Source organism: Cytobacillus sp. Hz8 (genome assembly GCF_042263505.1).
Taxonomy (GTDB): Bacteria; Bacillota; Bacilli; order Bacillales; family Cytobacillaceae; genus Bacillus_BE.
Genome location: NZ_JBHKFI010000004.1, coordinates 114,698 through 127,280, shown reverse-complemented (window position 1 = coordinate 127,280; position 12,583 = coordinate 114,698). Strand labels below are relative to the sequence as shown.

11 protein-coding genes are annotated in these 12,583 nt (G+C 36.5%); all 11 read right to left on the bottom strand.

What is annotated here, in order from left to right; genetic code table 11:
• Nucleotides 1–4: 4 nt before the first annotated feature.
• Nucleotides 5–1,600, bottom strand: coding sequence for a flagellar basal-body MS-ring/collar protein FliF (gene fliF, locus ACE38V_RS07375; RefSeq protein WP_375840573.1), 1,596 nt, complete (start codon nucleotides 1,598–1,600; stop codon nucleotides 5–7).
• 68 nt (nucleotides 1,601–1,668) lie between these two features.
• Nucleotides 1,669–1,977, bottom strand: a complete 309-nt coding sequence (fliE, locus tag ACE38V_RS07370) for a flagellar hook-basal body complex protein FliE (RefSeq protein ID WP_375840572.1) — start codon at nucleotides 1,975–1,977, stop codon at nucleotides 1,669–1,671.
• A gap of 16 nt (nucleotides 1,978–1,993) precedes the next feature.
• Entirely contained in the window at nucleotides 1,994–2,452 is a 459-nt protein-coding gene (gene flgC, locus ACE38V_RS07365; RefSeq protein WP_375840571.1) for a flagellar basal body rod protein FlgC, read from the bottom strand.
• Between the two features lie 2 nt (nucleotides 2,453–2,454).
• Entirely contained in the window at nucleotides 2,455–2,847 is a 393-nt protein-coding gene (flgB, locus tag ACE38V_RS07360; RefSeq protein ID WP_375840570.1) for a flagellar basal body rod protein FlgB, read from the bottom strand.
• A gap of 458 nt (nucleotides 2,848–3,305) precedes the next feature.
• Nucleotides 3,306–4,085, bottom strand: coding sequence for a GTP-sensing pleiotropic transcriptional regulator CodY (gene codY, locus ACE38V_RS07355; protein WP_375840569.1), 780 nt, complete (start codon nucleotides 4,083–4,085; stop codon nucleotides 3,306–3,308).
• Nucleotides 4,086–4,287: 202 nt separating this feature from the next.
• The gene (gene hslU, locus ACE38V_RS07350) at nucleotides 4,288–5,694 is read right to left on the bottom strand and encodes an ATP-dependent protease ATPase subunit HslU (protein ID WP_375840568.1); all 1,407 of its coding nucleotides are present in this window, start codon (nucleotides 5,692–5,694) and stop codon (nucleotides 4,288–4,290) included.
• 15 nt (nucleotides 5,695–5,709) lie between these two features.
• Nucleotides 5,710–6,252: an ATP-dependent protease subunit HslV gene (hslV, locus tag ACE38V_RS07345; protein ID WP_375840567.1), complete on the bottom strand. Its 543-nt coding sequence runs from the start codon at nucleotides 6,250–6,252 to the stop codon at nucleotides 5,710–5,712.
• A 13-nt stretch (nucleotides 6,253–6,265) separates the two neighbouring features.
• Nucleotides 6,266–7,168 carry a tyrosine recombinase XerC gene (xerC, locus tag ACE38V_RS07340; protein ID WP_375840566.1) on the bottom strand — a complete coding sequence of 301 codons (903 nt, stop codon included), beginning with the start codon at nucleotides 7,166–7,168 and terminating at the stop codon, nucleotides 6,266–6,268.
• A gap of 63 nt (nucleotides 7,169–7,231) precedes the next feature.
• Nucleotides 7,232–8,539, bottom strand: coding sequence for an FADH(2)-oxidizing methylenetetrahydrofolate--tRNA-(uracil(54)-C(5))-methyltransferase TrmFO (gene trmFO / locus ACE38V_RS07335; protein ID WP_375840565.1), 1,308 nt, complete (start codon nucleotides 8,537–8,539; stop codon nucleotides 7,232–7,234).
• Between the two features lie 532 nt (nucleotides 8,540–9,071).
• Nucleotides 9,072–11,147, bottom strand: a complete 2,076-nt coding sequence (topA, locus tag ACE38V_RS07330; RefSeq protein WP_375840564.1) for a type I DNA topoisomerase — start codon at nucleotides 11,145–11,147, stop codon at nucleotides 9,072–9,074.
• 428 nt (nucleotides 11,148–11,575) lie between these two features.
• Nucleotides 11,576–12,445: a DNA-processing protein DprA gene (dprA, locus tag ACE38V_RS07325; protein ID WP_375840563.1), complete on the bottom strand. Its 870-nt coding sequence runs from the start codon at nucleotides 12,443–12,445 to the stop codon at nucleotides 11,576–11,578.
• Nucleotides 12,446–12,583 lie beyond the last annotated feature (138 nt).

Below are 12,583 nucleotides of genomic sequence, written 5' to 3'. Positions count from 1 at the left end.
CCCCCTAGTCTTCAGTAATCCAAGTTCTCAATAGCTTAGCAAATTCCTCTGGTTTTTCTTTCGCCATTTTCTCCAGTTGTTTTCGTTTTAGCGTTTCTTCTGTTTCCTTTTCATCGTTTACATCTGGAACCGAAATAGTGGAGGCCACTTCATCCATGAATAGTTCTTCATCATATTCCTCATGCTTTTTACGTGCACGAATAAATAAGAAGATCAATAGACCAATAACAGCAAGAAGTACTCCACCGATCACGTAAATCCACCATGGTATAACTGATTTCGTTGAATTTGTAGCGGTAGTTGTTTTCCCTTTAAATGGTTGAACAGAAACGACTATTTTCTGTGCTAAATCCTGATTTGTTAACTCAGGTTGTGTTCCATCTATGGTTGTACGAACAATCGTGCCCAACATCTTCGTAATATCATCGACCCGTGCCTGTGGAAGTGAGGTAGGATCTTTTGCCACCGGTGGTTCAACCATTACTTGGATGCCTAAATCTCTGATTTTATATGGACTTTCCACAATGTCTCTGCGAATTTTGTTCACACCATAATTAACTGTATCTTGAACCTTTTCATAATTTCCATTTGAATCACTTCCAGCTACATAGCTAGAGCCGAGTGAATCAGCAGGATCTTCTGCCTGTGGAGTCCCGGCAGCATTACTTCCGTTACCCGTATAGGTTTCAGTAATCTTTTGGGCACTTTCTGCAATCCCCTTCATATTTTGCTTATCAGGTGGGGTTACTAAATGTTCTTCACGTTTTTCTTGTGTAAAGTCTATATCAGCTGTAACATTCGCTACCACTTTGTCTTGACCTATTAATGTTCCAAGCATGCTTTGAACCTGTCTTTGAATATCTCTTTCAATTTGCTTTTTAATATCATTTTGAGCTTCAAAAGTGGAGCCTGAAGAGTTTTCACTATTTTTCAGATCAAAGTACTCAAAATATTGATTGGTGATGACGATATTATCAGTAGGTAAATTCGGAACACTTTTAGAAACCAAACGATATAAGGCCTGGATTTGATTATCTTGAAATTGATAACCCGGTTTCGTATTTAGAACAATTGAGGCAGAAGCCTCTTCTTTTCCATCGTTAACAAAAACGCCTTTTTCAGGAAGATTGATCATTACTTTCGCATCGTTAACGCCATCTATTCCTTTAATTAGATTGGATAATTCAGTTTGCATTGCTTCAAGTTTGACGACATTAAATTCATTTTCTGTCATGCCAATGCCGGCTTTTTGACTAAAAAAGGAATAATCAATGCTGCCTGATTTTGGAATACCTTCAGCAGCAAGTTCTACCTTTAGATTATCCACCTGTTCTTCAGGTACATTGATCGTCGTTCCGCCATCGGTTATTTCAGATTTAATCCCCTGTCCATCAAGATTTTCTTTAATGGTTCCTGTTTCAGATGGAGTTAAATTACTATATAAAGGAACTAAAGTCGTTCTCGTTGTTAAAAAAGCGACAACTGCAATTATTGCTATCAAAAAAAAGAAAGAACCGATGAAAAAGAATTTTTGTTTTTTTGATCGGCTTGTCCAATATTCTTTTATATTAATTAAATATTTTTTAATAGTACCTGCCATTTATGAACCCCCGGTTATTGTGTCTAATTGACAGCATCTAATAACCAAATAAAAATGATATGTATATATTAAACTTGCATTCGCATCATTTCTTGGTAAGCTTCAATTGCTTTATTTCTAATTTCAATTGTTGCCTGCAAAGTAATATTTGCTTTTTGGCCTGCAATCATCACTTCGTGCAGATCTACATCTTGTCCGGAAGCGAGTTTTTCCGTTAGTTTATCTGAAGTAACCTGAGCTTCATTTACTTGATTAATAGATTCTTTTAAGACGGACGCAAAACTCTTTTGTGCTTCGAATGGTGTAGATGAAGGCTTATTAGTTATCTCTTGGTTAGATAAAATCTTAGTTGTTGTTGGAAAAGTAATTGGATTCATTTAGAAATACCACCTTCTATTTTCCGATTTCGAGTGCTTTCATTAACATTCCTTTTGAAGCATTCAACGCTGTAACGTTTGCTTCATAGGATCTTGTGGCGCTTATTAAATCGACCATTTCTCTTAATGGATCGACATTAGGTAATTCTACATAGCCATTTTCATCAGCATCTGGATGCTCTGGGTCATAAACCTCTTTAAAAGGGGTTTCGGTATCTTCTTCAATTGATTTCACCTTGACGCCAGTACCTACTTCACTTTGATTATTTGCAGCAGCATTTAAAAAGGAAGAAAAATTGCCTTCCTTTGCTTGGAGAACAACAGATTTCCGACGATACGGTTCCCATTCTCCATTATTAAGCTGCTTAGCTCTTGTTGTATCAACATTTGCCATATTAGAGGATATTACATCCATTCTAAGTCTTTGAGCAGTTAATGCCGAAGCAGATGTATTAATACTATTAAATATCGACATTTTTATTTACCACCTCGAATGACATTCTGTAGAGATGAGAATTTCCCATTCATTTGGTCAATCATGGCATTGTAATAAATTTGATTGGTAGCAAGATCAGCCATTTCTTTATCCATATCCACACTATTTCCGTTATCGTTATACGAGACATTTTTTTGATTAACGATTGGATTTGTAGTGGAAGTTTGTGCAAATTCAATATGTTTACTATTTGTCCGATGAGCAGACATCGAACCATCTAAAGCCGATTGAAAAACAGCCTGAAAACTAACATCCTTTGCTTTGTAATTTGGAGTGTCAACATTCGCAATATTTTGCGAAATCACTTTCTGCTTCAAAGATGAATAATTCAAGGCATTTTCAAGCGTTGTGAATGTATTAGAAAATAATTTCAAGAATGCCACCTCACTATACGACTAATTTGAAATAATACTTATTTTGCTGGATTTTGCTGAAAAATGACGGCAAATGTTATCTAATGTTTATTGTAATGAAAATTAATTCAGATGTCTATGTAATAAAAGTCTTATTTCCTAATAAAAATTACCTATTTTAGGCATAAAATTATGTATTTCTAGTTGATTCCACTATTGATCCCCACAATTTTACATCGTTTCTCCTATATTCCTATTTATCCGATCTTTAATAAATTAAATATATATCGGTGAGTTTTCTAAAAAATGTGCTGTTTTCGTTAAGATCGTTGTTTTTTCGAACAGATTTTGTATTAACCTCTCTCAGCATGCCTTATGATTTAGAACAAAACAATGACATTTAAGAAAAAGAGCAAAAAAAGATTAGAGTTAGTTTCACTCCAACTCTAATCTCCGAATGCATCTATCTATATATAAGCTTAATTGGTTTTTAATTTTTCTAATTCAACTAAAAACTTGTCATTAAGAACTTTAATATAGGTCCCCTTCATACCTAATGAACGAGATTCAATGACACCAGCACTTTCTAATTTACGAAGCGCATTTACAATCACAGAACGTGTTATTCCAACGCGATCTGCAATTTTTGAAGCAACTAATAATCCTTCATTTCCATTAAGTTCTTCGAAAATATGTTCAATTGCTTCTAGTTCACTGTAAGATAATGAGCTAATCGCCATTTGAACCACAGCTTTACTGCGTGCTTCTCCTTCAATTTCTTCCGCTTTCTCTCGCAGAATTTCCATACCTACAACCGTTGCCCCGTATTCCCCCAAGATTAAATCATCATCATGGAATTTCTCATTAAGTCTTGCAAGAATTAATGTTCCAAGTCTTTCGCCCCCACCGATGATAGGAACGATCGTTGTTAATCCTGATTTGAATAATTCCTTATTTTCGACAGGAAAAGCAGTATAATCACTGTCAACATCAAGGTTTGGAGATGTTTCATTTATATTAAAGAGACTGTTGGTATACTCTTCAGGAAATTGACGATCCTCTAGCATTTTTTTCATACGCTCATTTTCAATTTGCTGATTGATAGCAAAACCTAATAATTTCCCTCTTCTACTCACGACGAAAATATTTGCTTCAATAACATCACTTAATGTTTCTGCCATTTCTTTAAAATTAACTTGTTTCCCTGCAGTCTTTTGTAATAATGCATTAATTTTTCTCGTTTTTGTTAATAAATCCATTGATTCTTCCTCCTAATTTTCCAAAACGTCTTAATAATAATAATTGGTTCAATTTTACAATATCTTTTTCTATAAACTTTTCCTTATAAAGGAGTTTTATCTTTAAACCCTTCCAAACAAACGTGATTGTTTCTCTCTATTCTTAATTAAGTACGCACTCGCATCTTTTACTCCTTTATTATCAGAATATAACATATAGGGATTATAAAATAAATTGACTTAAATCTTTATTTTTAGAAATAGCCCCAAGTTTTTCTTCGACATATTGAGGAGTAATCGTAATCTTTTCCATTGCAATATCCGGTGCTTCAAAGGATAAATCCTCTAATAGTTTTTCAAGAATGGTATGTAATCTTCTAGCACCAATATTATCCGTATTTTGATTCACTTCAAAAGCTACCTCTGCAATCCTACGAATAGCATCGTCAGAAAATTCAATTTGTATACCTTCTGTTTCCAATAATGCTTGATATTGTTTAATCAATGCATTATCCGGTTCAACTAATATTTTGTAAAAATCATCAACAGTTAATTTAGTTAGTTCCACCCGAATAGGAAATCTCCCTTGCAATTCTGGAATTAAGTCTGATGGTTTAGCAATATGAAAGGCACCAGCAGCAATGAAAAGGACATGGTCGGTTTTAACCGATCCATATTTGGTGACAATCGTTGATCCTTCGACAACTGGAAGAATATCCCTTTGAACTCCCTCTCTGGAAACATCTGCTGATGAACCTCCAGCACTTTTACTGGCAATTTTGTCAATTTCATCAATAAAAATAATTCCAGTTTGCTCTGCCCGGTAAATGGCGTCCTGTGTCACTTCATCCATATCGATTAATTTTGATGCTTCTTCATTAATTAGTATGACCCTTGCTTCACGAACGGTTAATTTTCTTTTCTTCTTCTTCTTAGGCATTAACCCACTTAGCGCATCCTGCATACTCATTCCCATTTGCTCCATACCAGAGCCTTGAAGCATATCAAACATGGATGGAGGTTGTTCCTCAACTTCTACGGTAACAATCTCATCTTCTAATTCGCCATTAGCTAATTTCTCTTGAATTACTTTTCGTTTTTCTTGCATTTGAACATCTTCTGCTGGCTCATTTTCCTGATTATCATCAGAATTATTTCCACCAAACAGCATTTCTAATGGATTTTTATAGCCTGATGATTTTTTATTTGAAGGAACGAGTAAATCCAAAAGTCGCTTATTCGCACTCTTTTCAGCGATGCCTTTAAACTTTTGCATTTTTTCTTCTTTAACAAGGCGGACAGCGGTTTCAACTAAGTCCCTAACCATTGATTCTACGTCGCGACCGACATAGCCAACCTCAGTAAACTTCGTGGCTTCCACTTTAATGAATGGAGCCCTGACAATTCTTGCAATTCTGCGGGCGATTTCTGTTTTTCCAACTCCAGTTGGTCCAATCATTAAAATATTTTTGGGAATGATTTCATCACGTAGCTTTTCAGGAAGTAAACTTCTACGAAATCGATTTCGTAGGGCAACAGCAACTGCTTTTTTGGCTTCCTTCTGGCCGATAATATACTGATCAAGACGTTCTACAATTTGACGGGGTGTCAAGTTTGTTTCTTTACTCATCACAAAGTACCTCCCCTATAATTCTTCCACGATTATTTGATGATTAGTATATACACATATTTCTGCAGCAATCTCAAGTGCCGCTTTTGCTATGTCACTCGCTGACAATTGTTCACTTGAGAATCTTTTTAAAGCCCTTCCAGCAGCTAATGCATAATTTCCACCTGAACCGATCGCTAATATTCCATCATCCGGTTCAATGACTTCTCCTGTGCCTGAAATGAGCAATAAATCTGTTTCATTCATGACGATGAGCATTGCTTCTAGCTTTCGGAGCACTTTGTCACTGCGCCATTCTTTCGCCAATTCGACTGCAGCTCTTTGGAGATTTCCATTAAATTCTTCAAGCCTGCCTTCAAACATTTCAAATAAAGTAAAAGCATCCGCTACAGAGCCTGCAAATCCAGCTAATACTCTTCCATTAAACAACTTTCTGACTTTTCTCGCTGTGTGCTTCATCACAACGGCATTTCCAAATGTCACCTGACCATCGCCAGCCATTGCGCATTTCCCATTATGTTGAATAGCAAATATCGTTGTAGCATGAAAATCTGACATTTCATATCTCCTCCTATGCTCTGGGATGGTGATTCATGTATGTTTTTCTTAGATGTTCATTTGTCACATGGGTATAAACCTGCGTAGAAGTCAAAAACGCGTGTCCTAATAGTTCTTGAACCGTTCTCATATCAGCCCCGTTATTTAACAGATGAGTTGCAAATGAATGTCTGAGCATATGCGGATGAATATTAGCAGATAAGGAAGACTTTTCAATAATGCTATTTAGGACTGTCCTTATCCCTCTTGCCGTAATGGGACCACCTCGAAAATTGACAAATAAAAATCTGTGATCATTTTTATCTTTCAAAATCTCCCTACGTCCATATTGTATGTATTGTTCTAATGCATCATGAGCAAAATGGCCAAATGGGACATAACGATCTTTTTGACCTTTCCCATGAACGAGTATAGTGGATAAATACATATCAATATCATCCATCGTTAATCCACAGCATTCACTTACGCGAATTCCTGTAGCATATAATAATTCAAGAAGCGCCCTGTTTCTCTGACCTAATGGAGTTTGTTCATTACATGCTTTAAAAAGCTCATCCATCTCCTCTTCATAGAAAAACTGTGGAAGTCGTTTTTCTTGTTTTGGAACGGAGGCTAACGCAAATGGATTCTCCAATAAATATTTTTCTCTTACTAAAAACTTATAAAAACTTCTCAAACTTGAAATTTTTCTAGAAATTGATTTTCTGGAGAGTTTTTTTTCATAAAGTGTAGTAAGATATAATCGGACGTCTGAATATTGAATATCATATAATGTTTTGATCGATTGTTCAATCATGAACAAAAAAAATTCTTCAATATCCTTCTTATAATATTCAACGGTATATGGAGAATAGTTTTTTTCAATTTGCATATATTCCATGAAAAGCTTTAGAAATTGATGTGGATTTTCTTCCATTATATAAACACCTCACAAGGGCTACTAAATATTAGCATACTTTCATAGCCCATGCAAGAAAGTTTACAAACTTTTCACAAATTTCTGAATTGTTTCTAATGCTCTTTTTGCGTGCTGCTCATTTCTTTCTTTTTTTCCTTTAATTTTCACTGGTAATTCTGGAAACAATCCGAAGTTAGCATTCATAGGTTGGAAGCTTTTTGGATTTGCTGTCGTAATATATCTCGCCATACTTCCAATTGCTGTTTCAGCCGGAAATTCCACAGTGCTCTCTCCATTAACTAGACGAGACGCATTAATTCCTGCAATCAATCCACTCGCAGCAGATTCCACATAACCTTCAACCCCTGTCATTTGCCCAGCAAAAAATAAGTCAGGTCGATTTCTAAATTGATAAGTTGCATTTAGCACTTTAGGAGAATTGATAAATGTATTGCGGTGCATCACGCCATAACGAACAATTTCTGCATTCTCCAACCCTGGAATTAAGCGTAAGACTTCTTTTTGTGGTCCCCATTTCAAATGAGTTTGAAAACCGACAATATTATATAATGTTCCTGCTGCATCATCTTGTCTTAACTGAACGACAGCAAAAGGTCTTTTTCCGGTTCTAGGGTTTTCTAGTCCCACTGGCTTCATCGGACCAAAAAGAAGCGTCTTTTTCCCCCTAGTTGCCATAACCTCAACCGGCATACATCCTTCAAAATAAACTTCTTTCTCGAATTCCTTTAACTCCACGGTTTCAGCCGAAATAAGGGCATCATAAAAACGATTAAACTCTTCCTCAGTCATGGGACAATTTAAATACGCGGCTTCACCCTTATCATAACGGGATTTCAAATATACCTTATCCAGATTGATGCTATCCTTTTCAATAATCGGAGCGGCCGCATCATAAAAATATAAATATTCCTCGTCCATGATATCCTTTAAACTTTTTGATAAAGCTTCAGAAGTTAAAGGACCTGTCGCAATGACTGTTGGAAGATCAGGAATCTCCGTTACCTCCTCTGTGATGACTGTTACATTAGGATGATTCTTTACCTTATCTGTTACCAACTGAGAAAATTCATGGCGATCAACCGCAAGGGCACCTCCCGCCGGAACCGCACAAGCATCTGCAGATTGAATAATGACGGAATCAAGCATCCTCATTTCTTCTTTTAAGACTCCGACCGCATTGGTTAAGGTATTGGCTCGAAGGGAATTACTGCAAACTAGTTCTGCAAATTTATCTGTATGGTGTGCCGGTGTTTGTTTTACCGGTCTCATTTCAAATAAATTGACATGAATTCCTCTTTTTGCAATTTGAAAGGCCGCTTCACTTCCAGCCAATCCAGCACCGATAACATTAATTTGTTTATTGGACATAGTCATTTAACCTCCGAAAGCATATGTACATTTCACCAGGAAACAGCTGTTATATATTCAGTCTTCCCACTTGAGCAGTTGTACTTACATTAATTCATACGAGAAAATCGTAAAAAGCTTTGAAAATCACATAAAGTGAAACTTCCATCAGTGGGGGTTTTCGACGCACAGGACGTGATGTGTGCAGACTTATGTGTTGACGTCGCGCTTTTAGTCTGTCATTCATCCCCCACTGATGGTTAGTCACGCAAAGCCTGATTGATTTTTCTAAGGGCTGAAGCCCAAAGAAAAATCTTATTTCACTTATCACGCTCAAGGGACGCCACGTCCTGTGGCTTTCGCCTGACTAGGACCTTAATCCCTCGTCGAACCTTTACGGACAGTAGATCTCCCACTTATCTTCTTCGTATTCTCAGAATCTTGAAGTGGGAGTCAAAATGTCCGTTAAGAGTGGGATAAATTCAAGCAGGATATGATTATAACGTACTTTTTCTTTTTTTCCAAGAGAAAGAGTGAGCTCCTGCTCACTCTTTTATGATTGTTGATTCTCTTTATAATCACAGTTCACACACTGTACTTGTACGCCTTTTTTCAATTTCTTTTCCACGAGAAGACCATCGCACTTTGGACAGTTTCGCGGTAGTGGTTTATCCCAAGAAAGAAAATCACATTCGGGGAATCGATTACAGCCATAGAAAATTCTCCTTTTCTTGCTCTTTCTTTCGATAATCTGTCCTTCATTACATTTCGGACAGGTAACCCCAATTTCCTTCACAATGGCCTTTGTATTGCGGCAATCCGGGAAATTACTGCATGCCATAAATTTACCATATCTGCCCATTTTAAACACCATCGGACTTCCACATAATTCACAGTCCTCGCCAGCTGGCTCATCCCTGATTTCGACCTTTTGCATTTCTTGCTCTGCAATTTTCAAATGTTTTTCAAAACCCTTGTAGAAATCGTCAATGATATTCACCCATTTTTCTTTTCCATCTTCGACATTGTCTAAACCTTTTTCCATTTTAGCCGTAAATTCAACATCGAGGACTTCAGGAAAGAATTCCATCATTAATTCTGTGATAATCTCACCTAGCTCCGTCGGAATAAATCGTTTATTATCAAGAGCAACATAACCTCTTTTTTGGATGGTATCAAGGGTTGGAGCATAGGTTGAAGGTCTTCCGATTCCTAATTCTTCAAGTTCTTTAACCAATCTAGCTTCCGTATAACGCGGAGGCGGTTGGGTAAAATGCTGGCTCGGCTCAATATCCTTGATGAACACTTCGTCTCCTTTTTCAAGATTTGGAAGCATTCGATCTTTTTCTTCAGTTTGATCATCTGTACCTTCCACATATACTTTCATAAATCCTGGAAACTTTATTTTCGATCCATTAGCGCGGAAAGTAACGTCCCCATTTTGCATATCTACGCTCATGGTATCCATCACCGCAGGGGCCATTTGACTTGCGATAAAGCGGTCCCAGATTAATTTATATAATCGAAATTGATCACGTGACAAGAACGCTTTAACTGAATTAGGTTCCCTTAAAGGACTTGTTGGACGAACTGCCTCATGGGCATCTTGAGCATTCGCAATTTTCTTTTCTTTCCTTTTTTCAACTTGAGAATACTCCATACCATAATGTTGATTAATATAAGAAGCTGCTTCTCCTTGGGCTGTTTCAGAAATTCTAGTTGAGTCAGTTCTCATATAGGTAATCAAACCGACAGTACCTTCTTTCCCGATATCAACGCCCTCATATAGTTGCTGAGCAATCATCATCGTTTTCTTGGCACGGAAATTCAATTTTCGTGCTGCTTCCTGCTGTATGGATGACGTTGTAAATGGAGCTGCCGGATTCCGTTTTCTTTCCTTCTTGGTTACATTCATAACTTGGAAAGTATTCCCTTTAATTTTCGCTAATAACGCCTTCACATCTTCTTCAGATGGCAATTCCATTTTCTTGTTATTTATTCCATAGAAAAAGGCTTCAAATTGGTTCGTTCCCTTTAAAAATTGACCCTCAACTGTCCAATATTCTTCTGGAATAAATTCCTTAATTTCTTTCTCACGATCGATGATTAGACGAACCGCAACGGATTGAACTCGACCTGCACTTAATCCCTTTTTCACTTTTTTCCATAACAAAGGGCTGATATTATAGCCTACCAGTCTGTCCAAAACCCTGCGTGCCTGCTGTGCATCAACTAAATCAGTATTAATTGGTCGGGGGTTTTTAAACGATTCTTTAATGGCATCCTTTGTAATTTCATTAAAGACAACCCGACAATCTGAATGAATATCCATATCCAATGTATGGGCCAAATGCCAGGCAATGGCTTCCCCTTCTCTATCTGGGTCAGCTGCAAGATATATTTTCTTTGCTTTTTTTGCTGCGGATTTTAAATCTTTTAATATCGGACCTTTTCCCCGAATCGTTATATACTTTGGTTCAAAATGATTTTCAACATCTACACCCATTTGGCTTTTCGGCAAATCACGGACATGGCCCATAGAAGCTTTCACTTTATATTTTTTTCCTAAATAGCGTTCAATCGTTTTCGCCTTTGCCGGAGACTCCACGATTACTAAAAACTCTGACATCAAAAATCCTCCTTGAGAGGGATAATATAGCAATCAAATATCACTAATGTTCACTCCATTATAATAGACCTGAAAATATGATTCAGGATAAGACATGATTTCATCATAAAATTTTTGAGTAGTTTCCCCTTTAAAATATTGATTATTATTAATCAAAAGTTTGCCCTTGTCAAACTTAACGAGCACCTTTTTATCTTGTTGACGGAGAAATTCGAGAAAAATTAAGCGATTTCAAACATCTCTTTTGATTAATAGCAATTTACAACCAAATTATTCAAACTTATGAAGCAAAATGTATACCAGTTTAAAAATAATTTCAACCCATTTATGAAAATTCCTTTTAATTTCTAAAAATTTTTTCATTTAAATATGGAATATTTATGAATTTTGACCACTTTTCGAGTCAAATCATCCTCCTGAACTGGCTGTTACTCCACTATTTCTTCTAAAATATCCTGAGGGCATTTAACCGCCTTTGCTCCTTGCTGTATTAATTCATTTGTCCCTATAGAGAAAGGACTGAAAATGCTCCCAGGAAGGGCAAATACTTCTCTTCCCTCATTTAAGGCATAATTAGCTGTGATTAATGAGCCACTTTTCCCTTTTGCTTCTATAATAAATGTCCCCCAACTGATACCGCTTATAATGCGGTTTCTCATAGGAAATTGCCATTTTAATGGCTTCATATCAGGCGGATATTCTGAAATGATTAATTGATTTTCCATTAATTCTAAGGCTAATGCTCTATTTTCCTTTGGATAGACATGGTTAAAACCCCCTGCAAGGACAGCAATCGTGCTCCCATTATTTCTTATAGCCGTTTGATGGGCAATCGTATCTATTCCTTTTGCTAAACCACTTACAATAACAATTCCTTTTTTCATTAATGATGGAAATAGATGACGGATCGCATTTTTCCCATATTCAGTCGCATACCTTGAACCAACTACAGCTAACTTGGGGGATTTCCTTAATAATTCGATATTGCCTTTGGCAAATAATATCCACGGTGGCTGGTAAGTCTCTTTTAAAAGGGCAGGATATTCTTGATCAACTATACTAATCATGTTGATTTGGTTTTCTTGATACTTGAGAATTTGTTTGAGAATAGTTGGAGAGTGCAAATCAGAGATAATCGAGGAGTAATTTGCTGGAGCCGACTTTTCAAAAAATTTAATGGTGGAATCTTGATAAAGACTTTTTAATTCCGGGTCTAATTTCATTAACTGATAGACCAATTTCCATCCCACTCCACGACAGTGAAGAAGATGAGCCAAGCGATTTTTAAAATCATGCATTGTTCTTCCTCCCAAATATGTTTTAAATATGGATTATTATATTAATAAATTGATAATGATGAAAATCGGGGTTGATGAGGTAAAGAAGAAATGAGGAGAGAGGCTGACAAATATTGTCAACCCCTCAGCACATATTGA

Excerpts from the sequence above, each read along its gene's own strand:
- fliF (WP_375840573.1), bottom strand. The coding sequence starts at position 1,600 with ATGGCAGGTACTATTAAAAAATATTTAATTAATATAAAAGAATATTGG.
- fliE (WP_375840572.1), bottom strand. The coding sequence starts at position 1,977 with ATGAATCCAATTACTTTTCCAACAACAACTAAGATTTTATCTAACCAA.
- flgC (WP_375840571.1), bottom strand. The coding sequence starts at position 2,452 with ATGTCGATATTTAATAGTATTAATACATCTGCTTCGGCATTAACTGCT.
- codY (WP_375840569.1), bottom strand. The coding sequence starts at position 4,085 with ATGGATTTATTAACAAAAACGAGAAAAATTAATGCATTATTACAAAAG.
- hslU (WP_375840568.1), bottom strand. The coding sequence starts at position 5,694 with ATGAGTAAAGAAACAAACTTGACACCCCGTCAAATTGTAGAACGTCTT.
- hslV (WP_375840567.1), bottom strand. The coding sequence starts at position 6,252 with ATGTCAGATTTTCATGCTACAACGATATTTGCTATTCAACATAATGGG.
- xerC (WP_375840566.1), bottom strand. The coding sequence starts at position 7,168 with ATGGAAGAAAATCCACATCAATTTCTAAAGCTTTTCATGGAATATATG.
- trmFO (WP_375840565.1), bottom strand. The coding sequence starts at position 8,539 with ATGTCCAATAAACAAATTAATGTTATCGGTGCTGGATTGGCTGGAAGT.
- topA (WP_375840564.1), bottom strand. The coding sequence starts at position 11,147 with ATGTCAGAGTTTTTAGTAATCGTGGAGTCTCCGGCAAAGGCGAAAACG.
- dprA (WP_375840563.1), bottom strand. The coding sequence starts at position 12,445 with ATGCATGATTTTAAAAATCGCTTGGCTCATCTTCTTCACTGTCGTGGA.